Annotated in this window: 22 protein-coding genes and 1 pseudogene; 11 read left to right on the top strand and 12 right to left on the bottom strand. The window is 68.9% G+C overall.

Annotated features, from left to right (window positions below; translation table 11 throughout):
- Nucleotides 1–274: pseudogene (locus AC27IO_RS02795) on the bottom strand (sulfite exporter TauE/SafE family protein); the annotation flags it as partial.
- Between the two features lie 98 nt (nucleotides 275–372).
- On the opposite strand from AC27IO_RS02795, the gene AC27IO_RS02790 reads away from it, so the two are divergent.
- From AC27IO_RS02790 to AC27IO_RS02780, 3 genes are all read left to right on the top strand, one after another.
- The gene (locus tag AC27IO_RS02790) at nucleotides 373–1,278 is read left to right on the top strand and encodes a LysR family transcriptional regulator (protein WP_498737165.1); all 906 of its coding nucleotides are present in this window, start codon (nucleotides 373–375) and stop codon (nucleotides 1,276–1,278) included.
- A 26-nt stretch (nucleotides 1,279–1,304) separates the two neighbouring features.
- Nucleotides 1,305–1,523: a SlyX family protein gene (locus AC27IO_RS02785; RefSeq protein WP_272564107.1), complete on the top strand. Its 219-nt coding sequence runs from the start codon at nucleotides 1,305–1,307 to the stop codon at nucleotides 1,521–1,523.
- A 67-nt stretch (nucleotides 1,524–1,590) separates the two neighbouring features.
- Nucleotides 1,591–2,595, top strand: a complete 1,005-nt coding sequence (locus AC27IO_RS02780; RefSeq protein WP_498737163.1) for an aldo/keto reductase — start codon at nucleotides 1,591–1,593, stop codon at nucleotides 2,593–2,595.
- A 24-nt stretch (nucleotides 2,596–2,619) separates the two neighbouring features.
- Here AC27IO_RS02780 and AC27IO_RS02775 read toward each other — a convergent pair whose 3' ends face one another.
- The gene (locus AC27IO_RS02775; protein WP_498737161.1) at nucleotides 2,620–3,894 is read right to left on the bottom strand and encodes a DEAD/DEAH box helicase; all 1,275 of its coding nucleotides are present in this window, start codon (nucleotides 3,892–3,894) and stop codon (nucleotides 2,620–2,622) included.
- A gap of 208 nt (nucleotides 3,895–4,102) precedes the next feature.
- Here AC27IO_RS02775 and AC27IO_RS02770 point away from each other — a divergent pair, with 208 nt between their 5' ends.
- Both AC27IO_RS02770 and AC27IO_RS02765 read left to right on the top strand, forming a co-directional pair.
- Nucleotides 4,103–4,462, top strand: coding sequence for a translation initiation factor Sui1 (locus tag AC27IO_RS02770; RefSeq protein ID WP_498737159.1), 360 nt, complete (start codon nucleotides 4,103–4,105; stop codon nucleotides 4,460–4,462).
- A 6-nt stretch (nucleotides 4,463–4,468) separates the two neighbouring features.
- Nucleotides 4,469–4,708, top strand: a complete 240-nt coding sequence (locus AC27IO_RS02765; RefSeq protein WP_284408989.1) for a DUF3820 family protein — start codon at nucleotides 4,469–4,471, stop codon at nucleotides 4,706–4,708.
- A gap of 19 nt (nucleotides 4,709–4,727) precedes the next feature.
- On the opposite strand, the gene AC27IO_RS02760 is transcribed toward AC27IO_RS02765, so the two are convergent.
- Complete coding sequence (locus AC27IO_RS02760) at nucleotides 4,728–5,153, bottom strand: group III truncated hemoglobin (RefSeq protein ID WP_498737169.1); 426 nt, start codon at nucleotides 5,151–5,153, stop codon at nucleotides 4,728–4,730.
- An 88-nt stretch (nucleotides 5,154–5,241) separates the two neighbouring features.
- Entirely contained in the window at nucleotides 5,242–6,180 is a 939-nt protein-coding gene (locus AC27IO_RS02755; protein ID WP_487087961.1) for an HTH-type transcriptional regulator ArgP, read from the bottom strand.
- Nucleotides 6,181–6,248: 68 nt separating this feature from the next.
- Between AC27IO_RS02755 and AC27IO_RS02750 the strand changes: the two genes are divergently transcribed.
- On the top strand, nucleotides 6,249–6,908 hold the full coding sequence (locus tag AC27IO_RS02750; protein ID WP_498737156.1) for a LysE/ArgO family amino acid transporter: 660 nt from the start codon (nucleotides 6,249–6,251) through the stop codon (nucleotides 6,906–6,908).
- Between the two features lie 116 nt (nucleotides 6,909–7,024).
- Here the strand turns inward: AC27IO_RS02750 and AC27IO_RS02745 are convergent, their stop codons facing one another.
- The gene (locus AC27IO_RS02745; protein WP_498737154.1) at nucleotides 7,025–7,918 is read right to left on the bottom strand and encodes a LysR family transcriptional regulator; all 894 of its coding nucleotides are present in this window, start codon (nucleotides 7,916–7,918) and stop codon (nucleotides 7,025–7,027) included.
- 154 nt (nucleotides 7,919–8,072) lie between these two features.
- Here AC27IO_RS02745 and AC27IO_RS02740 point away from each other — a divergent pair, with 154 nt between their 5' ends.
- A complete protein-coding gene (locus AC27IO_RS02740) occupies nucleotides 8,073–8,813 on the top strand; it encodes an SDR family NAD(P)-dependent oxidoreductase (RefSeq protein ID WP_284428829.1) in 741 nt (246 codons plus the stop codon).
- A gap of 161 nt (nucleotides 8,814–8,974) precedes the next feature.
- Here AC27IO_RS02740 and AC27IO_RS02735 read toward each other — a convergent pair whose 3' ends face one another.
- The 4 genes from AC27IO_RS02735 to mfd form a co-directional block, all read right to left on the bottom strand.
- Nucleotides 8,975–9,760: a MetQ/NlpA family ABC transporter substrate-binding protein gene (locus AC27IO_RS02735; RefSeq protein WP_284409001.1), complete on the bottom strand. Its 786-nt coding sequence runs from the start codon at nucleotides 9,758–9,760 to the stop codon at nucleotides 8,975–8,977.
- Nucleotides 9,761–10,017: 257 nt separating this feature from the next.
- Entirely contained in the window at nucleotides 10,018–10,731 is a 714-nt protein-coding gene (gene serB / locus AC27IO_RS02730) for a phosphoserine phosphatase SerB (protein ID WP_272564097.1), read from the bottom strand.
- Between the two features lie 158 nt (nucleotides 10,732–10,889).
- Nucleotides 10,890–11,867 (bottom strand): Bug family tripartite tricarboxylate transporter substrate binding protein, encoded by a 978-nt coding sequence (locus AC27IO_RS02725; protein WP_498737151.1) that lies wholly within the window; start codon nucleotides 11,865–11,867, stop codon nucleotides 10,890–10,892.
- Nucleotides 11,868–12,156: 289 nt separating this feature from the next.
- Complete coding sequence (gene mfd, locus AC27IO_RS02720; protein ID WP_498737149.1) at nucleotides 12,157–15,630, bottom strand: transcription-repair coupling factor; 3,474 nt, start codon at nucleotides 15,628–15,630, stop codon at nucleotides 12,157–12,159.
- A 152-nt stretch (nucleotides 15,631–15,782) separates the two neighbouring features.
- Here mfd and AC27IO_RS02715 point away from each other — a divergent pair, with 152 nt between their 5' ends.
- Together AC27IO_RS02715 and ispF are read left to right on the top strand one after the other, a co-directional pair.
- Entirely contained in the window at nucleotides 15,783–16,631 is an 849-nt protein-coding gene (locus tag AC27IO_RS02715; protein WP_498737148.1) for an IspD/TarI family cytidylyltransferase, read from the top strand.
- A gap of 30 nt (nucleotides 16,632–16,661) precedes the next feature.
- Nucleotides 16,662–17,153 (top strand): 2-C-methyl-D-erythritol 2,4-cyclodiphosphate synthase, encoded by a 492-nt coding sequence (gene ispF / locus AC27IO_RS02710; RefSeq protein ID WP_284399393.1) that lies wholly within the window; start codon nucleotides 16,662–16,664, stop codon nucleotides 17,151–17,153.
- On the opposite strand, the gene AC27IO_RS02705 is transcribed toward ispF, so the two are convergent.
- Complete coding sequence (locus AC27IO_RS02705) at nucleotides 17,134–18,633, bottom strand: sensor histidine kinase family protein (protein WP_272564092.1); 1,500 nt, start codon at nucleotides 18,631–18,633, stop codon at nucleotides 17,134–17,136. The two genes, ispF and AC27IO_RS02705, sit on opposite strands and share 20 nt — an antisense overlap.
- 76 nt (nucleotides 18,634–18,709) lie before the next feature.
- Entirely contained in the window at nucleotides 18,710–19,441 is a 732-nt protein-coding gene (ompR, locus tag AC27IO_RS02700) for an osmolarity response regulator transcription factor OmpR (protein WP_272564091.1), read from the bottom strand.
- Between the two features lie 217 nt (nucleotides 19,442–19,658).
- Between ompR and AC27IO_RS02695 the strand changes: the two genes are divergently transcribed.
- Complete coding sequence (locus tag AC27IO_RS02695; RefSeq protein ID WP_498737145.1) at nucleotides 19,659–20,375, top strand: SIMPL domain-containing protein; 717 nt, start codon at nucleotides 19,659–19,661, stop codon at nucleotides 20,373–20,375.
- Between the two features lie 92 nt (nucleotides 20,376–20,467).
- Here AC27IO_RS02695 and AC27IO_RS02690 read toward each other — a convergent pair whose 3' ends face one another.
- Nucleotides 20,468–21,250, bottom strand: coding sequence for a 3-hydroxybutyrate dehydrogenase (locus AC27IO_RS02690; protein WP_498737143.1), 783 nt, complete (start codon nucleotides 21,248–21,250; stop codon nucleotides 20,468–20,470).
- Between the two features lie 69 nt (nucleotides 21,251–21,319).
- On the opposite strand from AC27IO_RS02690, the gene AC27IO_RS02685 reads away from it, so the two are divergent.
- Nucleotides 21,320–22,270 (top strand): alpha/beta fold hydrolase, encoded by a 951-nt coding sequence (locus tag AC27IO_RS02685; protein WP_498737167.1) that lies wholly within the window; start codon nucleotides 21,320–21,322, stop codon nucleotides 22,268–22,270.
- The last annotated feature ends 69 nt before the right edge of the window (nucleotides 22,271–22,339 follow it).

Genomic DNA, 22,339 nt, shown 5'->3' with positions numbered 1-22,339 from the left:
GCCCCCGCGAGCGTGCCCGCGCACACGCCCAGCTGCATGCCGCCCAGCCGGCGCACCATGGCCCCAGACCGGACAGGGGCCGCAGCTGCAGCAGATTGGTCACGAGCGAAGGCACCACCAGCAAGGCCGCCGCCTGGGCGGGGGGCATGACCAGGGCCAGCAGCGCGATCGCGACGGTCGGCAGTCCCAGGCCCACCACGCCCTTGACGCACCCGGCGAGCAGGAAGACGGCCGTGGCCGCGAGGAAGGCGGTGGGGGGGAGCGATGCGGTCATGCCGTGGATTGTTGGAGGCGCCCGTCGGCGCGGCAATCGGGATTCGGCGCAGCCTGCCTCAGGCGAGGCCGTAGGCAGGGCGTGCTACCTTGGCGCCCATGGCTTTCGACCTGACCGATCTGCGACTGTTCGCCAACGTGCTGGAGGCGGGCACCATCACCGCCGGCGCATCAGCCAGCTGCATCACGCTGGCGTCGGCCAGCGAGCGCATCCGCGGCATGGAATCCGCGCTGGGCGTGCCGCTGCTGCTGCGAACGCGGCGCGGCGTGTCGCCCACCCCCGCCGGGCGCACCTTGCTGCAGCACGCGTTGATCGTGCTGCAGCAGATCGAGCGCATGCAGGGGGACTTGGGCGACCATGCCTCGGGCCTGCGCGGCCACGTGCGCCTGATGTGCAACAGCGCCGCGCTGAGCGACTGGCTGCCCGACCGGCTGGCGGGTTTCCTGCACGACCATCCCGGCATGTCGGTGGACCTGCTGGAGCGCCCCAGCCACGAGATCGTGGACGCCTTGCGCCACGGCGTGTGCGAGATCGGCGTGCTGGCCGATTCGGTCGATGCCGCGGGCTTGCAGGCCTTCGTGCTGGGGGCGGACCCGCTGGTGCTGGTGGTGCCGCGCGGCCATGCGCTGGCGGTGCGCCGCCGCATCGCATTCGCCGAGGTGCTGGACTGGGAACTGGTGGGCCTGTCGGCCGGCAGCGCGCTGGACGACCACCTCGCAGGCCATGCCCGCCGGCTGGGCACCCGCCCGCGCTACCGCATCCGCCTTGGCAGCTTCGAGGCGGTCTGCCGCATGGTGGGGCAGGGCGTGGGCCTGGCCGTGGTGCCGCGCGCCGTGGTGCAGCGCTGCGGCCGTTCGGCCGGCGTGCGGGCCGTGGCCCTGGACGATGCGTGGGCCGTGCGCTCGCTGGTGCTGTGCGTGCGGGAACTGGACGCGCTGCCGACCCCCGCCCGACAGCTGGTGGCACGGGTGCTGGGGGCGTCGCCAGGCACCGGCGGCGGGTGAAGCGTGGTTTGGGTTCCAATAGCGGCATGCCCGACACCCATCCCAACGAACAGCGCCTGAACGAGCTGGAGATCAAGGCCAGCTTCGCCGAAGACCTGCTCGACCAGCTCAACCTCACCATCTACCGGCAACAGCAGCAGATCGACCGGCTCATCGCCGAGGTGTCCCAGCTGCGCCAGCAGATCCCCGAAGGCGGCGGTGCGGCCGTGCGCAGCCTGCGCGACGAACTGCCGCCGCACTATTGACCTGCCGCGCGCGCCCGCCGGGTTCGCTTCCTCTCCCTCTATTTCTTTTCACCGAAAGGTCCTTGCCATGCAATACCGCCGCCTTGGCCGCAGCAACCTGCAAGTCTCCGCCCTGTGCCTGGGCACCATGATGTTCGGCGACCAGACGGGGCGCGACGAGGCCGCGGCCATCGTGGCCGACGCGCGCGAGCGCGGCGTGAACTTCATCGACACGGCCGACGTGTACACCCGGGGCGCCTCGGAAACGATGCTGGGCGGGTTGCTCAAGGGCCAGCGCCACGACTGGGTGCTGGCGACCAAGCTGGGCAACAAGATGTCCGACCGGGTGAACGAATCGCAGTATTCCCGCACCTGGATGCTGCGCGAGGTGGATGCCAGCCTGGCCCGGCTGCAGACCGACCACGTGGACATCCTGTACCTGCACCGCGACGTCAACGACATGGACTTGCAGGAGCCGCTGTTCGCCATCGATGCGCTGCTGCGCGCCGGCAAGATCCGCTACTGGGGCGTGTCCAACTTCCGCGCCTGGCGCATCACGGAGCTGGTGCACCTGGCGGCGCGCATGGGCCTGCCCGGGCCCGTGGTCTGCCAGCCGTACTACAACCTGCTCAACCGCATGCCCGAGGTGGAGATCCTGCCGGCCTGCGAGCACCACGGCGTGGGCGTGGTGCCCTACAGCCCGATCGCGCGCGGCGTGCTCACCGGCAAGTACCTGCCGGGCCAGCCGCCCGCCGAGGGCACGCGCGCGGCACGTGGCGACAAGCGCATGGCCGAAACCGAGTTCCGCGAGGAATCGCTGCAGATCGCGCAGCAGTTGAAACAACATGCCGAGGAACGCGGCGTGACGCTGGCCCAGTTCGCCACGGCCTGGGTGCTGGCGCACCGCGCGGTGAGCGCCGTGATCGCCGGCCCGCGCACCCTGGCGCAGTGGCAGGACTACGCGCCCGCGCTGGGCGTGGAGATCACCGCGCAGGACGAAGCGCTGGTGAACGAGCTGGTGGCCCCGGGCCACCCGTCCACCCCGGGCTACACCGACCCGGCCTACCCACTGTACCCGCGCACCCGCGGCTGATCGAGCGACGACGGCAGGCGCGGCTCAGTCGTTCGCGCCGCCGTTCTCCTGGCCCTGGCGGGCCGCGGCCGCCCGCAGCTTGTCTTTCTTGCTCGGGCGCTTGCCCTTGATGCCGCCGTTGCCCGGCGGCGCGGCGGGCGCGGCCTCGGTGGGCTCGAAGCCGGGGATCTGCTCCAGCAGCAGGGCCATGCGCTGGCGCTTTTCGATCAGGCGCCAGTGCGCCTCGGTGCTGGCGCTCACGAAGCTCACGGCCACGCCGGTCTCGCCCGCGCGGCCGGTGCGGCCGATGCGGTGCACGTAGTCGGTCACCGAGCGGGGCAGGTCGAAATTGACCACCACGGGCAACTGCGCGATGTCGATCCCGCGCGAGGCGAGGTCGGTCGTCACCACCACCTGCCAGCGGTCGTCCTTGAACTCCTGCAGCACCTGCTTGCGCGCGCCCTGGCTCAGCCCCCCATGGAAGGGCGAGGCGAAGATGCCCGCCTGGTAGAGCTTCTCGGCCACGTGCTCGGCCGCGTACTGCGTGGCCACGAACACCAGCACGCGCGACCATTCGTGCGTCTGCACGAGGTGGCGCAGCAGCTGCGTGCGCCGGCCCGGGTCCACGGCGATGGCGCGCTGGGCGATGTCGGGCGTGGTCTCGGGCGAGTGGGCGATCTCGATGCGCACCGGCTCGCGCAGCAGGCCGTCGGCCAGCGCGGCCACCGCCGGTGCGAAGGTGGCCGAAAACAGCAGGTTCTGCCGCTGCACGGGCAACAGGGCCAGCACGCGGTTCAGTTCTTCCGCGAAGCCTAAGTCGAGCAGGCGGTCGGCCTCGTCCAGCACCAGGGTCTGCACGGCGGAGAGCGCCACCGCGTTGTGGTCCACCAGGTCCAGCAGGCGGCCCGGCGTGGCGACGACGATGTCGGCCCCGCTGCGCAGGCCCATCATCTGCGGGTTGATGGAGACGCCGCCGAACACCACGGCAACCGCCAGGCGCTGCGGCAGCAGGTGCCGGGCCAGATCGCGCAGGACCTCGCCGACCTGCTCCGCCAGCTCGCGCGTGGGCACCAGCACCAGGGCCCGCACGCGGCGCGCCCCCCGGCCGGCCTGGGCCAGCGTGTGCGGCAGGCACTGCTGCAGCAGCGGCAAGGCGAAGGCGGCGGTCTTGCCCGAACCGGTCTGCGCACAGGCCCGCACGTCGGCGCCGCGCAGCACGGCCGGAATGGCCTCGGCCTGGACCGCCGTGGGCGTGGTGAAGCCCATCGCATCGGCGGCGTGGACAAGTGCGGGCGAGAGGCCGAGGGAAGCAAAAGGCATGGCAGGCGCGCACCGGGGCGCGAAGGAGGGAACCCGCGATTGTGCCGCCCTGGGGCGGGATGCGGATAATTCGCGGTCTTCGAGGCCTTTCCTGCCTCATTTCCTGCCTTCATTCCTTGCCCGCCGTCCTTCGCCCGCGCCCCGGGCCCCTCGCCATGCGCCTGATTGCCACTGCCGCCGTTTTCTTCAAAGCCCAGGGGGTGCCGCCATGCGCCTGAGCGACCTGGGCGGCCTCGTCTATTCGACCGAATCGGGCCGCATGTGCCCCGGCTGCCGCCAGCCCGTGGCGCAGTGCGCCTGCCAGGCGGCCCGCGCGGTGCCGGTGGGCGATGGCACCGTGCGGGTCTCTCGCGAGACCAAGGGGCGGGGCGGCAAGGCGGTCACGGTGGTGAAGGGCATGGCGCTCGACGAGGCTGCGCTGGCGCTGCTGGGCAAGCAGCTCAAGGCCGCGTGCGGCAGTGGCGGGACCGTGAAGGACGGCGTGATCGAGGTGCAGGGCGATCATGTCGAGCGCGTGATGGACGCGTTGCGGCAACGGGGCCACACCGTCAAGCGGGCCGGGGGCTGAGCCGCCATGGACCCGGAACAACTGCAGCGCCTGCTGACCGTCCAGATGCCCTACGGCAAGTACAAGGGCCACGCCATTGCGGACCTGCCGGGCAACTACCTGAACTGGTTCGCCCGCGAGGGCTTTCCGCGCGGCGATCTGGGCCGGCTGCTGGCCCTCATGCACGAGATCGACCACAACGGCCTGTCGGCCCTGCTGGAGCCGCTGCGCGCCCAGGCCGGGCAGGGCCCGGCGACCCGGCGCTGAACCGCCGCCGCGCGCGCCCTCAGTGGCCTCCGGCCGGCCTGTCGAAGGCCGGCAGGTGCCCGAAGCATTTGCGGAACAGCGCGCAGGCCACGCCGTGCGCGGCCTGCTGTAGCGAATGCGCCACCTCCGGCGCGAAGCGGCGCTCGGTGTGCTGACGCCACAACCCCACCCAGGCCGCGAAATGCGCCGGCGTCACGCCCTCCAGCGCGCCGTGCCGCGCGAGCACGTTGCGGCGGTAGCGCCGGCTGCCCAGCGCCACTGTGCTCCAGAAGTCCACCATGCGCGCCAGGTGCGGCTCCCAGCGGTCCTGCAGTGCCGCGTCGAACACGGGGCCCAGCAGGGCATCGGCGCGCACGTCGGCGTAGAAGCCGTGCACGAGGTCGGTGATGCCCGCCAGGTCCAGGGTGTGCCGAACGGGGGGCTGAAGGGGAGCGGTTGAATCCATCGGATCGGTGCGCGGGGCTGCGCGGTGGTTGAAGTCGGGTGGTCGGGTGGGTTGGACCGGGCCGGGGCAGAGCATGCCCGTTCCGGCGTCAAGGGGTTTGACGCGCAGCAAGCGATGGTCGCGCCGTGCCGTCGCCCAGCCAGGCCCCCGCCGCCGCCATCACGCAGCGCGTGAGCCGCTCCAGCCCCGCCTGGGCCGAGCGCGGCAGCGCCCAGTACAGGGGCACGTCCATCCCCGCCTGAGGCCGCAGCTCCACCAGCGTGCCATCGGCCAGTTGCCGTTCGATCAGCACGGTGGGGTGCATGCCCCAGCCCATGCCGACCTCGCAGCTGCGCAGGAAGCCCTGGTTGGACGGCATGAAGTGGCGGGGCGGGTGGCGGCGCGAGGCCAGGCCCTGGCGCTGCAGCCACTGGTCCTGCAGGCGGTCGTTGCGGCCATAGACCATCATGGGCGCGAGCGCGGCAGTCTCGGGCGTCACGCCGCCGCCGAAGTGGCGCTCCACGAATGGCGGGCTGCCGACCGCCACATAGTGCATGGCGCCCAGCGGCCAGGTGTTGCAGCCCGCGATGCTGCCGGCGCTGGCGGTGACGGCGGCGATCACTTCGCCTTCGCGCAGTCGCTGGGCGGTGTGTTCCTGGTCGTCGATGCGGATGTCCAGCAGCTCGTTGCCTCCTGCGGTGAAGGCCGCCATCGCGTCCATGAACCAGGTCGACAGGGAGTCGGCATTCACCGCCAGCTTCAATGTGGGGGCTGGCGCCTGGGTGTCGGGCATCAACGCAGGGTTGGCACGGCGCAGTTCGTTTTCCAGCAAGGCCACCTGTTCCACGTGCAGGCAGAGCCGGCGGCCCGCGTCGGTGCCCGTGCACGGCGTTCCGCGCAGCACCAGCACCTGGCCTGCGCGCTCCTCCAACTGCTTCACGCGTTGCGAGATGGCCGAGGGCGTGACGTGCAGCTTGCGCGCAGCGCGCTCGAAGCTGCCTTCGCGCACCACGGCCGCCAAGGCTTCCAGGCCGGCATAGTCCAGCATTAGTTTTGCTTCATATTGCTTAGAGACTTTAAGTTTACTTAAATCAATGCGGTTCGGACAATTCACCCATGTGGATCGCCTCGCCCCCCTCCTTTTCTGCCGCTTCCGTCTCCGCCTCGTGGCTGGCCGGATTCACGGTGTGCCTGACGTTGATCGTCTCCATCGGCGCACAGAACCTGTTTGTGCTGCGCCAGGCCGTGCAGGGCCGCCATGTACGCGCCTGCATTGCCTGGTGCGTCATCAGCGACGCGTTGCTGGTGGCGGTGGGCGTGGCCGGCATGGCGCAGCTGCTGGGCCGATCGCCCACGCTGGCGTGGTGCCTGACGTTGGGCGGGGCGGTGTTCCTGTTCGCGTACGGATGCTTTGCGTGGCACCGGGCGTTCTGCGCGCCGCAGGCGGCGCTGGCCGCCACGGGGCGGGCCGAACGCAGTGCACTGGGCGTCGTCGGCGCGCTGGCCGTCATCACGCTGCTCAATCCGCACGTGTACCTGGACACCGTGGTGCTGATCGGGTCGATTGGCGCGCGGCAGGATGGCGGGCTGAAGTGGGTCTTCGTGGTGGGTGCCGCCTGCGCCAGCCTGCTGTGGTTTCTCGTGCTGGCCTTCGCGGGTCGGCGGCTGCAGCACGTGTTCGCCAATCCGCGCGCGTGGCGAGTGGTCGACACGTTGACCGGTGCCACCATGTTTGCGCTGGCGTGGTGGGTGGCGCGCAGCCTGCAGGGCGATTGATCCGGCGAGCGAGCGAGTGAGCGCGCCGGCGGCGGTGCCGCCACGTGCGGATCACCGAGCCGCAGCGCCTTCGCTCGAACGCTGTGCTGCCCGCTTGGTGCGGCGTGGCGCGGCCTTCAGGGCTTCGCGCGGGCCTGCAGGAAGTCAATGAACACGCGCAGCTTGCGCGGCACGTGGGTGCGGCTCGGGTGGTAGAGGTAGAAGCCCGGAAAGGTCGGCCACCAGGGCTTGAGCACCGGCATCAGCCGGCCTGCGGCGATGTCGTCGGCCACCTGCACTTCGAACACGCAGGCGATACCGGCGCCGGCGCGCACTGCCGCGACCAGGATGTCTCCGTCGTTCGAGATCAGCGGCCCCTGCACTTCCACCTCGACCGCGCGCCCCCTGTTCGTGTATTCCCAGCGGTAGATCCCTCCGCCCAGCCGCACGTTGAGGCAGCGATGGCCGGCCAGGTCCTGGGGCACCTGCGGCAAGGCGCGTCCTTGCAGGTAACGGGGGGACGCCACCGTTGCGATGCGCTGCCGCCCGCCGATGGGCACGGCCACCACGTCCTGCGCCAGATACTCCCCCAGTCGGATGCCGGCATCGAAGCCGCCAGCCACGATGTCGAGCAGCGCGTTGTCGCAATGCAGGTCGAGCGTGATGTCCGGGAACTCCGCGAGGAACGCCTGCAGGTGCGGTAGCACCACGATGTCGGCGGCGGTGCGCGAAACATTGAGCCGCAGCAGCCCTGACGGCCTGTCCCGCGACTCGTTCATGCCTTCGATGGCAAGCGCCAACGACGCCAGGCTCGGCTGCGCCTGTGCCAGGAACCGCTGGCCCAGTTCAGTGACGCCGACGCGCCGCGTCGAACGGTCGAGCAGCCGCACACCCAGACTGGCTTCCAGCTTGCGGATCGTCTGCGACAGCGCCGAGGGCGACACACCCAGTTCCGCGGCGGCCCGGGTGAAGCTCGCATGGTGCGCAACGCGCGCGAACGCGGCAATGGGGGCAAGGAGATCGGGGGACATGGCGCCGATTGTGAAGCACTGCTTCATGCCGCATGCCGCGAGCGCCCATTTATCTGAAGCGACGTTGTGCCTATCGTTGGCGCTTCTCCGGCCCGGCGCCGATGGGAATCCCAACACTTCATTCCTCCACCCTCATCACCCCAAAGGAACATCCATGAGCTCACTCTCGGGCAAGGTCGCGATCGTCACCGGTTCGTCCAAAGGCATCGGTGCCGGCATCGCCGAGCGACTGGCCGCCGATGGCGCGTCCATCGTCGTGAACTACGCCACCGCCGCATCGGACGCGGACGCCGTTGTGCGCCGCATCACCGCCGCCGGTGGCCGGGCAGTCGCCGCGCAGGCAGACCTCTCGCAGCCATCGCAGATCCAGCCGTTGATCGATGCTGCCCTCGCACAGTTCGGTCGGCTGGACATCCTCGTGAACAACGCGGGCATCTACCGCATGGACTCGCTGGATTCGCTGACGGCGGACAGCATCGATGACCACTTCGCACTCAACGTGCGGGGTTTGCTTTTGACCACGCAGGCTGCTGCGCGCGTGCTGCCGGCGGGTGGCGTCGTGGTCAACATCAGTTCGGGGCTGGCCAAGAGTCCCTACCCGGTGGTGCATGCCTACTCGGCCACCAAGGGCGCCGTCGACACGCTGACGCGTTCGCTGGCCATAGAGCTTGGACCCCGCCAGATCCGGGTGGTGGGCATCGCCCCGGGCTTCGTGAAAACGGAAGGCAGTGCCGATGCCCCCAAGGAAATGGTCGACATGCTGGTCGGCAAGACGCCGCTCGGCCGGGTGGGGACGCCGGCGGACATCGCCGACGCCGTGGCGTTCGCGGTGTCGCAGCGCGGTGGATGGGTCACCGGAACGACCATCGACGTTGCCGGGGGCATGGTGTTCTGAGCCCGACGGAGTCCGGTGGCTCAAAGCGCCGCTGCGCCGGTGCGCCGGTGCGCTGCTGGCGCTGGCCACCGGACGCGACGGCCGTCTGCAGGCGACGTGGTCCGCACGCATCGCCGCGTGTGCCGGTGCGTGCGGGTCGCAGGCGCGACGTTGGTCCGCCCTCAGAACGCGGGCACCACGGCGCCCTGGTACTTGTCCTGGATGAACTTCTTCACTTCCGGTGTGTGCAGCGCCTTCACCAGCTTCTGGATGCGGGGGTCGTTGGCGCGGTCTGCGCGCGCGGCCACCAGGTTGGCGTAGGGCGAGTCAGCGCCTTCGATGAACAGCGCGTCCTTGGTGGGGTTGAGCTTGGCCTCGATGGCGTAGTTGGTGTTGATGAGCGCCAGGTCCACGTCCTGCAGCGCGCGCGGCAGCAGGGCGGCTTCGAGTTCGCGGAATTTGAGCTTCTTGGGATTCTTCACGATGTCGATCGGGGTGGCCGTGATGTTCTTGGGGTCCTTCAGCTCGATCAGGCCCTGCTTTTGCAGCAGGATCAGCGCGCGGCCAGCGTTGGACGGGTCGTTGGGGATGGCGACCAGAGCGCCTTCCTTGAGTTCGCCCACGGCCTTGATCTTCCGGGAGTAGGCGCCGAAGGGCTCCACGTGCACCTTGCCGTCGGGCACGGCAACGATGCTGCTCTTGCGGTCCTTGTTGTAGCTGTCCAGGTAGGGCTGGTGCTGGAAGAAGTTGGCGTCCAGCTGCTTGTCTTCCACCGCGGCATTGGGCTGGATGTAGTCGCTGAATTCCTTGACCTGCAGGTCCACGCCCTGGGCCTTGAGCTGCGGCTTCACGAAGTTCAGGATTTCCGCATGCGGCACCGCCGAGGCCGCGACCTTAAGCACATCGGCGGCATGCGCCGAGAAGGCCAGGGTGGCAACGGCAATGGCGGACAGCGTTTTCTTCAGCATGGAGAGGGCTTTCATTTCAGTCGGTTGGATCGGTCGGCAGGGCGCCCCAGCGCGCGCCGTTGGAAGACGTGAATGTAGTGAAGGGCGCGGGCATGCGCCATTCTTTTATTTTCATATCGATATAACGAGCGATCCTCTTATGCGATGCAGCGGATCGCCATTCGAATGAAAAGAGGCTGATGCCCTAGTATCGTTTGGCTTGGTTGCTATTGAAAGAATAGCAATCGAAGTGGCGCGCCGATGGGCACGCCAGGGCGTCAGCGCAGCACTTCCAGCAGGCGATCCAGCCCGCCTTCGTTGATCGCCACCTTGGCCTGGGCCCGCACCGCCGGCTTGGCGTGGTAGGCCACCGACAGGCCCGCGGCCCCCATCATGGGCAGGTCGTTGGCGCCGTCACCCACGGCAATGGCCTGGCTGGGCGAAATGCCCAGCAGCGAGGCCACCTCCAGCAGCGTCCGGCGTTTCTCGGCGCCGTCGCAGATGTCGCCCCAGGCCTGGTCCACCATGCGGCCGGTGAGCACGCCGTCCTCGACCTCCAGCTGGTTCGACCGCGCGAGATCGATGCCCAGCCCGGCGCGGACCCGGTCGGCGAAGAACGTAAAGCCGCCCGAGACCAGCAGCGTGGTCAAGCCCGCGGAGCGGGCCGCGGCCACCAGTTCCTTGGCGCCGGGGTTGAAGCGCAGCCGCTCGGCGAACACATGTTCCAGGTGCCCGACGGTCACGCCGCGCAGCAGGGCCACGCGCTGGCGCAGGCTTTCCTTGTAGTCGGTGATCAGGCCCTGCATGGCGGCCTCGGTGATGGCGGCCACTTCGGCCTTGCGGCCCGCCGCGTCGGCGATTTCGTCCACGCACTCGATGTTGATCAGGGTGGAGTCCATGTCGAATGCGATGAGCTTGAAGTCCGACAGGGACAGCGGGGTGGAAAGGCCTTGGACGACAAGGCCGGGAGCGAATTCGGTGGCGGCACTCATGGATGGGGGGAGGAAAGATCCTGCGGCGAAGACAAAGGGAAGGGGAGGGGACTGCCCGGCGCGCAGCGGCGGCGTTCCGGGACACAGCGGGGATTATCCCCAGGTCGCCTGCCGCTGCCTGCCTCTGCCGGGATCGCTGCCGCTCCCGCCTCGTTGCTTCACTGGGGCGCCAGCCCGGCCGCCTTGACCAGTTCGGCGTGCAGTTTGATTTCCGCGGCGATGGTGTCCTGCAGTTGCTGGGTGGTGCCTGGCGCCACTTCCATGCCGCTGGCTGCCAGCCGGGCCTGGGTGTCGCCCGCCAAGGCGGCGTGGGCGGCGCTGCGCAGCCGGTCGATGACGGGCTGCGGCGTCCTGGCCGGTGCCAGCAGGCCGACCCAGGCCGACAGTTCCACCTGCGGCACGCCGCTTTCCGCCATGGTGGGCACCTGCGGCAGCACCGCCGAACGCTGCGCGCTCATCACCGCCAGCGCCTGCAGCTTGCCCGACTGGATGTGCGGCAACGCTTCGGGCAGCACGGCGAACATGAGGTCCACGTTGCCCGCCAGCGTGTCGTTGATGGCCGGGGCACCGCCCTTGTACGGCACATGCAGCATGCTCGATTGCGTGCGCGTGCCGAACATGAGCGCCGCCAGGTGCTGCGGGCTGCCGTCGCCCGACGATGCGTAGGTCACCCGGCCCGGCGCGGCCCGGGCCGCCTGCAGCACGGCGGCCACGCTCGGAAACTTCTGCGCGTCCTTGGCCACCAGCACCATCGGCTGGTTCACCAGCTTGGTGATGGGCACGAAGTCGGCCTGCGGGTCATAGGGCAGGGTCTTGAAGATGCTCTTGTTGGTGGTCAGGAACGACGCGGGCGACACCATGATCGTGTAGCCGTCCGGCGCCGCACGGGCCACCATGGGCGTGCCGATCTGGCCCGAAGCGCCCGCCTTGTTGTCCACCACGAACGGCTGGCCCAGTTCGGCCGCCATCTTCTGGCCCACCATGCGCGCGATCATGTCGGCGCTGCCGCCAGCGGGGAGCGCGACGATCACTTTCACAGGGCGGTCCGGGTAGGTGCCCTGGGCCAGCGCGGGCGCTGCCGTGGCCACGAGGCCGAGGGCGCAGAAAAATGCCAGGATCGGGCGTGCAACACGCATGGGCGGACTCCTTGGATCGGTTGGAACGAATGGCCGCCGGTGCCATCCCGGCGCGTGCCATCGTCCAAGCAATTCCTGCACCTGTTCGCGGTGTGCTGGCGCGTGCGCCAGCGATTGGTGGTTAGGGCGCTATTATTTTTGTAGCTATATGCCCTAGTACTTATTGCGCTCAGGGCACGTTTCGCTCTGAATGCAAAGGGTCCGGCCAGATGGCGGGGCGCCCCGGTTGGAAGGCACCAAAAACCGCGCATGGCATGCCGCTCACCACGGCACCGTCCCAAGCCATCCGTCAGGCGGGCGCGCCCTGCGCCAGCGGCTGACCCAGGCTGCGCAGCACGTCGCGCACCATCTGCACCCGGTCCTTGGCCTCGGGCAGTTCGCGCTCGATGCGCAGCTTTTCGTTGCCCGCCAGCTTGATGTGCTTGTTCTTCTGGATCAGGTGGATGATGTTCATCGGATCGATCGGCGGCTGCGGCTTGAAGGTGATGTGGATCACGCCGGGCGCTGCGTCCACCTTGACCACGCCATAGGGTTGGCTCATGCAGCGCAGGCGGTGCACGTCGATCAGGGTCTGCGCCTGCGGCGGCAGCTTGCCGAAACGGTCCACGATCTCCTCCAGCAGGCTGTCGATCTGGTCGGTGGTCCTGGCGGTGGCCAGCTTCTTGTAGAACGACAGGCGCAGGTGCACGTCGCCGCAGTAGTCATTAGGCAGCAGCGCGGGCGCGTGCAGGTTGATGTCGGTGGTGACGGACAGCGGCGCCAGCAGGTCGGGCTCCTTGCCCGCCTTGAGCGAGCGCACGGCCTCCGACAGCATCTCGTTGTAGAGCTGGAACCCCACCTCCAGCATGTTGCCGCTCTGGTTCTCGCCCAGCACTTCGCCCGCGCCGCGGATCTCCAGGTCGTGCATGGCCAGGTAGAAGCCGCTGCCCAGCTCCTCCATCTGCTGGATGGCATCGAGCCGCTGCGCGGCCTGCTTGGTCAGGCCCTCGATGTCCGGCACCATCAGGTAGGCATAGGCCTGGTGGTGGCTGCGGCCCACGCGGCCGCGCAGCTGGTGCAGCTGCGCCAGACCGAACTTGTCGGCGCGGCTCATGATGATGGTGTTGGCCGTAGGCACGTCGATGCCGGTCTCGATGATGGTCGAGCACAGCAGGATGTTGTAGCGCTGCGCCACGAAATCGCGCATGACCTTTTCCAGCTCGCGCTCGGGCATCTGGCCGTGGGCCACGGCGATGCGGGCCTCGGGCAATATCTCTTCCAGCTTCTGGCGCCGGTTCTCGATGGTTTCGACCTCGTTGTGCAGGAAGTAGCACTGCCCGCCGCGCTTGAGCTCGCGCAGCACGGCCTCGCGGATCACGCCCGTGCCCTCGTTGCGCACGAAGGTCTTGATGGCCAGGCGCCGCTGGGGCGCCGTGGCGATCACGGACAGGTCGCGCAGGCCCTCCAGCGCCATGCCGAGCGTGCGTGGGATGGGCGTGGCGGTGAGGGTCAGCACGTCCACCTCTGCGCGCAGCGCCTTCATCTGCTCCTTGTGGCGCACGCCGAAGCGGTGCTCCTCGTCGATGATGAGCAGGCCCAGGTTGTGGAATTGGGTGGATTCGGAGAGCAGCTTGTGCGTGCCCACCACGATGTCCACCGTGCCGTCGCCGATGCCCTTGATGGCAGAGGTGATCTCCTTGCCCGAACGGAAGCGCGACACCTCGGCCACCTTCACCGGCCACTTGCCGAAGCGGTCCATCAGCGTCTGGTAGTGCTGCTCGGCCAGGAGCGTGGTCGGGGCGAGGAACGCCACCTGCTTGCCGCCCGTGACGGCCACGAAGGCCGCGCGCAGGGCCACCTCGGTCTTGCCGAAGCCCACGTCGCCGCAGACCAGGCGGTCCATGGGGCGGGGCGAGATCATGTCCTGGATGACCGCGTGGATGGCCGCGTTCTGGTCGGCCGTTTCCTCGAAGCCGAAGTCGTTGGCGAACTGCTCGTAGTCCTGTGGCGAGTAGCGGAAGGCGTGGCCTTCGCGCGCCGCGCGGCGGGCGTAGATGTTAAGCAGCTCGGCCGCGGAGTCGCGCACCTGCTCGGCCGCCTTGCGCTTGGCCTTCTCCCACTGGCCGCTGCCCAGCTTGTGCAGCGGCGCCTCGTCGGCGCTCACACCCGTGTAGCGGCTGATGAGCTGCAGCTGGCTGACGGGCACGTACAGCACCGCCTTGTCGGCGTATTCGAGGTGCAGAAATTCCTGCAGCGCGGGCGTGCCGTCGGGGTTCTTCTGGCCCACGTCCATGTTGATGAGCCCGTGGTAGCGGCCGATGCCATGCGCGCTGTGCACCACCGGGTCGCCCACGTTGAGCTCGGACAGGTCCTTGATCAGCGCCTCGACATCGCTCACCTGCTCCTGCTTCTTGCGCCGGCGCGTGGTGGCGCCGGCGGCGAACAGCTCCGTCTCGGTCACGAAGTCGATGCCGTCGCCGAGCCAGCTGAAGCCCGTCGTGACGGCGGCCGTGGCGATGCCCACCTTCTCCTCGGCATGGGCCTGGAACTCGGCCAGCGAGTCGAAGGCCGGCGGGCTCAACTGAGAGGCGCGCAGGAAATCGAGCAGGCTCTCGCGCCGCCCGGCGCTTTCCGCCAGCAGCAGCACGCGGTGCGCGGTGTTGCGGATGTGGGCGTGCAGGCGCGCCAGGGGGTCTTCGGCACCGCGCGCCACCGACAGGTCGCCCAGCTTCTGGAAATGGGCGTTGTCGGCAATGTCCTCCACACCCGGTCGCAAGGCGAGCTGCGGGTGCGCGTTGGCCCGGGTGTAGAACTGCTCGGTGGTGAGGAACAGCGCTTCCGGCGGCAGGGCCGGGCGGTCCGGGTCGCCCTGGATCAGGCGGTAGCGGTCCTTCGTGTCCTGCCAGAACCGCTGGAAGGCCGGCTCCAGATCGCCATGCAGCACCACGGTGGCCTCGGCGCCGAGGTAGTCGAACACGGTCGCCGTCTCGTCGAAGAAGAGCGGCAGGTAGTACTCGATGCCCGCGGTGGCCACGCCGTTGCCCATGTCCTTGTAGATGCGGCTCTTGGTCGGATCGCCCTCCAGCATCTCGCGCCAGCGGCTGCGGAATTTGGCCCGCGCGTCGTCGTCCATCGGGAATTCGCGGCCCGGCAGCAGGCGCACCTCCGGCACGGGGTACAGGCTGCGCTGGCTGTCCGGGTCGAATGTGCGGATGCTGTCGATCTCATCGTCGAACAGGTCCACGCGGTAAGGCACCAGCGAGCCCATGGGAAAGAGGTCGATCAGCCCGCCGCGCACCGCGTACTCGCCCGGGCTCACCACCTGCGACACATGGGAGTAGCCCGCCAGCGTGAGCTGCGCCTTGAACTTCGCCTCGTCCAGCTTCTGCTTGACCTTGAAGTGGAAGGTGTAGCCCGCGAGAAAGGAGGGCGGCGCCACCCGGTACAGCGCCGTGGTGGCCGGCACCAGCACCACGTCCGCGTCGCCCTGGCTGATGCGCCACAGCGTGGCCAGGCGCTCGCTGATCAGGTCCTGGTGCGGGGAGAACGTGTCGTAGGGCAGCGTCTCCCAGTCGGGGAACAGCGCGCAGCGCAGCTCGGGGGCGAAGAACGCCATCTCGTCGATGAGGCGCCGCGCATCGGTGGCGTCGGCCGTCACGATGGCGGTGGTGCGCCGCGCGGCTTTCTCTCGCTCGCCCAGGCGCGCCAGCAGCAGGGCATCGGCGCTGCCCACCGGGCGTGGCAGGGTGAAACGTTTTCCGGGGATGAGTTTGGGGAGGTCCATGCGGGTGGCGGTGCGTCGGGGCCGGGACACCGGCCCCGGGGGCGCGGTGTGCGCGGCGGTCGGGCGGTGCGGGCGAGTGGCAATTCTAGGCGGCGTGCTCTCGGCGCACGTTGTCAGATGGGGACGCCCGGCCCTCCTACAATGGCCGCCCCATGACCGATCTGCTCCCGCACCTTTCGCCGCCACCGCTCTCCGGCCAGGGGCGTTTCTGGGCCCTGGTGCCCTGTGCCGGCGTGGGCGCCCGTGCGGTGGCGCAGCCTTCGGGGATCGACCGGGTGGCGGCAGGCCAGGTGCCGGTGCTGCCCAAGCAGTACCAGCCGGTGGCCGGGCATCCCATGGTCCTGCACACCCTGGCCGCGTTCGCCGGCGTGGGCCGGCTGCTGGGCACGCTGGTGGCCGTGGCCCCGGGCGATGCGTTTTTCGACGGCCAGCCTCAGCCCACCTTCTTCGTGGCCCCCTGCGGGGGCGCCACCCGCGCGGCGACGGTGCTGGGCGGCCTGCGCGTGCTGCAAGAGCGCGGCGCGCTGCCCGAAGATTGGGTGCTGGTGCACGATGCGGCCCGCTGCCTGGTCACCACGGCGCAGATCGACGCGTTGATCGACGCCTGCGCCGACGACGCCGTGGGCGGGCTGCTGGCCCACAAGCTGGCCGACACGCTCAAGACCGCGATTGACGGCCCGGGCGGCGTGCGCGTGTCCTCCACGGTGGACCGCACCGACAAGTGGCTCGCCCAGACGCCCCAGATGTTCCGCCTCGGGCCGCTGCGGCAGGCGCTGGAGCACCTGGGCCCGGCGGCCACCGACGAAGCGAGCGCCATGGAGGCCATGGGCCTGCACCCCCGGCTGGTGCCGGGCGGCGCGCAGAACTTCAAGGTGACCTACCCGGCCGATTTCGCGCTGGCCGAGGCGGTGCTGGCGCAGCGCATGCATGCCGCCACCCTGGACCGCTTCGGCGGCGCCCGGGGCGAAGCCTCGGCCGTGCCGGGCAAGACGATTTTTTAGGCGCGCGCAGCGCCTGCAGGAACGCGAACGATGAACATCCGAATCGGCGAAGGCTGGGACGTGCATGCGCTGGTGCCGGGGCGCCGCCTCGTCATCGGCGGTGTGGACGTGCCGCACACCATGGGCCTGCTCGGCCATTCCGATGCCGACGTGCTGCTGCACGCCATCACCGACGCGTTGCTGGGCGCCGCCGCGCTGGGGGACATCGGCAGCCACTTCCCGGACACCGACCCCACGTTCAAAGGCGCGGATTCCGTGGCACTGCTGGTGGAGGCCGCGCGGCGCGTGCGTGCGCAGGGCTACGAGATCGGCAACATCGACAGTACGGTGATCGCGCAGGCGCCGCGTCTGGCCGCCCACATCCCCGCGATGCGGGCCCGCATCGCGCAGGCGCTGTCGCTGCAGGAGGGGCAGGTCAACGTCAAGGCCAAGACCGCCGAGCGGCTCGGCCCGGTGGGTCAGGGCCTCGCCATGGAGGCCCGGGCCGCGACGCTGCTGTTCGTCAAGCCTTCGCCGGCTTAGGGCGGCGCGGGGGCAGGTTGCGCTTGATCTGCGGGCGCTGCAGGCGCTGCTTGGGGTCCTTGCCGCCGGGCAGGTCGGTCGCCCGCTGCAATTGGATGTGGGCCACCAGCCCGCCCGATCCCGAGTTGGCCAGGGCGAAGATGCCTCCCATGCGCTGCACGGTCTTGTCCACGATGGACAGGCCCAGGCCCGCGCCGGCGGCCGCCGTGCGGGCCGAATTGCCGCGGAAGAACGGCTTGGTCAGGTTGGCCAGTTGCTCCGGCGGCACGCCCGGACCGTGGTCGCGCACCTTGATGAGCACCCACTTCTCGCGCCCCTTCGCCGCGATGTCCACGGTGGCCGTGCCGCTGTCGTGCGTCTTGCCGTAGCGGCGGGCGTTCTCCAGCAGGTTGGAGATCACGCGCGCCAGTTCGACCTCGTCGGCCAGCACGTTCAGGTCCTCGGGCACGTTCATCGAGATCTGCAGCTCGCGGTGGTCCTGCACGGCGTACACGCACGACGACACCACGCCATGCAGGTTGACCGGGTTCAGGGTCACGTTGTCGGGGCGGGCGTAGTCGAGGAACTTGTCGATGGTGGCGTCGAGCTGCACGATGTCGGCCACCATGTGTTCGCGGGCCACGTTGTCCGACACGCTCATTTCGGTTTCCAGCCGCAGGCGGGCCAGGGGCGTGCGCAGGTCATGCGAAATGCCCGCCAGCATCACTGCGCGGTCCTGCTCCAGCTTGGCGAGCTTTTGCGCCATGCGGTTGAAGCCGATGTTCACCTCGCGGATTTCGCTGGTCACGGCTTCTTCGTCGAGCTGGCTGGCGGCGAAGTCGCCGTCGCGCACCCGGTTGGCGGCATACGACAGCTGCTTGAGCGGCCGGTTGATGAGGCGCGCGATGGCTGCAGCACCCGCCAGCGACAGAGCCGCGGCGGTGATGAGCCAGATCATCCAGGTCTTGCCCCCGGCCGCACTCAAGCGGGACCGGTCCATCAGCAGCCAGTTGGGGTCGCCGTTGATGGTGAAGCCCACCCACAGGCCGCTTTCGCCATTGACGTTGCTTGCCACGATGGTGCCCGGCCCCAGGCGGGTGGTCAGCTCTTCGGTCAGCCGCATGCCGAGCGCCGAGGCGTCCAGCAGGTCGAAGCGGTCGGACGGCTCGCGCGGCAGGATGCGAACGCCTTCCTGGTCGGCCATGGTCTTGATCAGCGAGACGCGCGCGATCGCATCGGCATGCACCAGCGCCGCGCGGCTCAGGTTCACCAGCGAGGCGATCTGCTGCGCCGTCTGCAGCGTGCGCGGCTCGAACTCCAGCGCCCGCAGCGTCTGCAGCCAGGCCAGGATGCTGCCCACCAGCAGCAGCGCGAGCAGGAAGAACGTGCGCCAGAAGAGGTTCAGCCCCACCCGTGCGCGCTGCGCCCGCAGGTACACGGGGGCCTCCAGGGGGGCGGGGCTGGTGGCGTCGGACGACGCTGCTTCGTAGTTGGCGCTCATGTCGTGAGAATCATCGGGAAATTGCCGAAGGGCAAAGGGCGCCACGGCGAAAACGCAGCCCTCGGCAAAAGGGAGATCAGCTCGTGCCGTCCGGCACGAACACGTAGCCCACGCCCCAGACGGTCTGGATGTAGCGCGGCGCCGCGGCGTCCACCTCGACCAGTTTGCGAAGGCGGGACACCTGCACGTCCAGGCTGCGGTCGAACGGCTCGAACTCGCGGCCACGCGCCAGCAGGGCCAGCTTTTCCCGCGACAGCGGCTGCCGTGGGTGGCGGACCAGCGCCTTCAGCATGGCGAACTCGCCGGTGGTGAGTGGCAGCTCTTCGCCGCTGCGCTGCAGTGCGCGCGTGCCCAGATCGAAGGTGAAAGGACCGAAGGTGACGACCTCGTTGTCGCCCGACGGAGCGCCCGGCGCCTCTTGCGGCGGCCGGCGGCGCAGCACCGCGTGGATGCGGGCCAGCAGTTCGCGGGGGTTGAACGGCTTGCCCAGGTAATCGTCGGCGCCCACTTCCAGGCCCACGATGCGGTCCACGTCCTCGCCCTTGGCGGTCAGCATGATGATGGGAGTGCGATCGTTGGCGGCGCGAAGGCGGCGGCAGATCGAGAGGCCGTCCTCGCCGGGCATCATCAGGTCCAGCACGATGAGGTCCACGGTTTCGCGCAGCAGAATGCGGTTGAGGGCCTTGCCATCTTCCGCAACCATGACTTCGAAGCCCTCTTGCGTGAGATAGCGCCGCAGCAAATCGCGAATGCGGGCGTCGTCATCCACCACGAGAATCTTGTCGGTACGGTTGGTTGTTGAGGCCATTTGTTTCCCAAGTCCTATTTGTAACAGAGCCGATTCTGACCACCTTGAACCCCGAAGTTCGGCTTTTTGCCAGATACCTGACCAACTGTTACAAGTTTTGCCCCACCACGCACAGACGCTATCGGGCCTTTACCGCCGATTGATCTGGACCGGTTAACGTAGCGTTTCAAGGGTGTCCGATGCACCCGCCCACTTTCTCTTCACAAGGATTCCGATCATGAAAGTTGCTACCAAAATAATAGCTGCAGGCGCTTTTCTGGTGTGCGCTGGCGCCGCTTTCTCCCAAAACGCCGTGATGCCGCCACCGCAGAATGTGCTGCAGCTGTCCGCGACCGGCACCGTGGATGTCCAGCAGGACCTGCTGGTGCTCACGCTCGCTACCAGCAAGGAAGGCGCCGACGCAGCCACGGTGCAGACGCAGCTCAAGCAAGCGCTGGACTCCGCGTTGGCGGAGGCCAAGCGCTCTGCCCAGCCGGACCAGATGGATGTGCGCACCGGCGCGTTCGGCATGTACCCGCGCTATGGCAAGGAGGGCAAGATCAACGGCTGGCAGGGCCGGGCCGAGCTGATCCTGCAGGGCCGCGATTTCTCGCGCATCACCACCACCGCCGGCAAGATCCAGTCCATGCCGATCAGCCAGATCGCCTTCGACCTGTCGCGCGAGGCCCGCGAGAAGGTGGAGGGCGAGGCGCAGACCAAGGCCATCGAGCAATTCAAGGCCCGTGCGAATGAGCTGGCGCGCGGCTTCGGCTTCAGCGGCTACACGCTGCGGGAGGTGGCGGTGAACAGCAACGAGATGATCCCCGGCCCCCGGCCGCGCATGATGGCCATGGAGGCCAAGATGTCGTCGATGTCCGCCGATGCGCCCGTACCGGTGGAAGCCGGCAAGGCGCAGGTGGTGGTGAACGTCTCCGGCGCCGTGCAACTGCGCTGAGGGGTTGGCGGGCTGACGCCCGTGCCGGACCGCCTCCTTCCCTGGATGCCAAGGCAGGGCGCCGGTGATCGGGCGGTTAAGGCTTTTCGTTTTTACTGGGCGGCCCAGCCACCGTCCATGTTCCAGGCGACGCCGCGGACATTGTTGGCCGCCGGCGAGCAGAAGAACACCGCCAGTTCACCCAGCTCTTCGGGCGTGGTGAACTGCAGCGAGGGTTCCTTTTCGCTCAGCAACTGCTTCTTGGCGTCTTCGTTCGACAGGCCCTGGTCGGCCGCCTTGGCATCGACCTGTTTCTGAACCAGCGGCGTGAGCACCCAGCCGGGACAGATCGCATTGCAGGTCACGCCGATGGTGGCGGTTTCCAATGCGGTGACCTTCGTCAGGCCCACGATGCCGTGCTTGGCTGCCACATAGGCTGCCTTCTGGGCCGAAGCCACCAGCCCGTGCACCGAGGCGATGTTGATGATGCGGCCCCAGTTGGCCGCTTTCATTGGAGGCAGGGCCAGGCGCGATGTGTGGAAGGCGCTGGTCAGGTTGATCGCCAGGATGGCATCCCACTTCTCAACGGGAAAGTCCTCCACGTTCGCCACGTGCTGGATGCCTGCGTTGTTGACCAGGATGTCCACGCGCCCGAACTGGCTGGCGCTGTACTTCATCATGTCCTCGATGTCCGCTGCGCGGCCCATGTCGGCGCCGTGGTAGGCCACCTGCGCGCCATGGCTTTCGCCGGCCGCCAGCACTTCGGCACGGGGGCCGTCCACATCGCCGAAACCATTGAGGACGACGTTGGCGCCCTGGCGCGCGAGCGCCTTGGCGATGCCCAGTCCGATGCCGCTCGTGGAGCCGGTGACGAGGGCGGTTTTGCCTTGAAGCATGTGAGTCTCTCCGAATGAATTAGGATGAACGCAACCATTATCGAGCGCCCCCGCGACGAATTCGTTCCCATGACCGAGCCTACGCTGAATTACGTGAATTGCCCTGGAATCGCTGCCAAGGAGGGCTCGGCGGACGGAGCAGCCGTCAGCCATCGCATGGCGTATTGGGAATGGAACGCGACGGGCCAGCCGGGCCATCCCCATGTGGTGGTTTGCGTGCATGGCCTGTCGCGCCAGGGGCGTGATTTCGATGTGCTCGCCCGCCGTCTGTCCCGCCACGCCCGTGTGCTGTGCCCCGATGTGGCCGGCCGCGGCCGCAGCGACTGGCTCGCCGACCCCATGGCCTATCAGGTGCCGGTGTATGCAGCCGACATGCTGGCACTGCTGGCCGACGTGCATGGCCGTGCACCCATCCAGCATCTGGACTGGGTGGGCACCAGCATGGGCGGGCTGATCGGCATGGCGCTGTGCGGCCAGCCAAGCCTGCCGCTTCCCGTGCCGGTGCGCAGGCTGGTCCTGAATGATGTAGGGCCGGTGATCGAATGGAGTGCGCTCCAGCGCATCGGCCAGTACCTCGGGCGGCCCGCCCACTTCGAAACGGAGCAGCAGGCAGCCGATGCCCTGTGGACGATCTCCTCCAGCTTCGGCCCCCATACGCCGGCGCAGTGGCTAGCATTGTCGCGCGCCATGCTCCGGCCTGCGCCCGAGGGTGGGTTCGTGCTGCACTACGACCCGGCCATCGCCCAGCCGTTTCGCGCGATGACGCAGGAGGCCGCCGTTGCGGGCGAGGCGCAGCTGTGGCAGCTGTATGAACAGATCAGTGCGCGCACGCTGCTGCTTCGCGGCGCGCAATCGGATCTGCTCTCGCCCTCGACGGCGCAAGCCATGTCGCAACGCGGGCCCCGCGCGCAGGTGGTGGAGTGGAGCGGGGTGGGGCACGCCCCGACGCTGGTGGCGGACGAACAGGTGGATGCGGTCGAGGCATTTCTCTTCGACCCCGGCGAAAGAGGTGGGCTGTGAAGAGCCTGTCCACCGCCACTCCCGGCATGCAGGGCCAGGGGGGGCGCGGGGAGCGCGTCGCCCCGGTCC

The organism is Acidovorax sp. KNOB132 (assembly GCF_057541515.1).
This window is presented reverse-complemented; position numbering and strand designations above follow the sequence as displayed.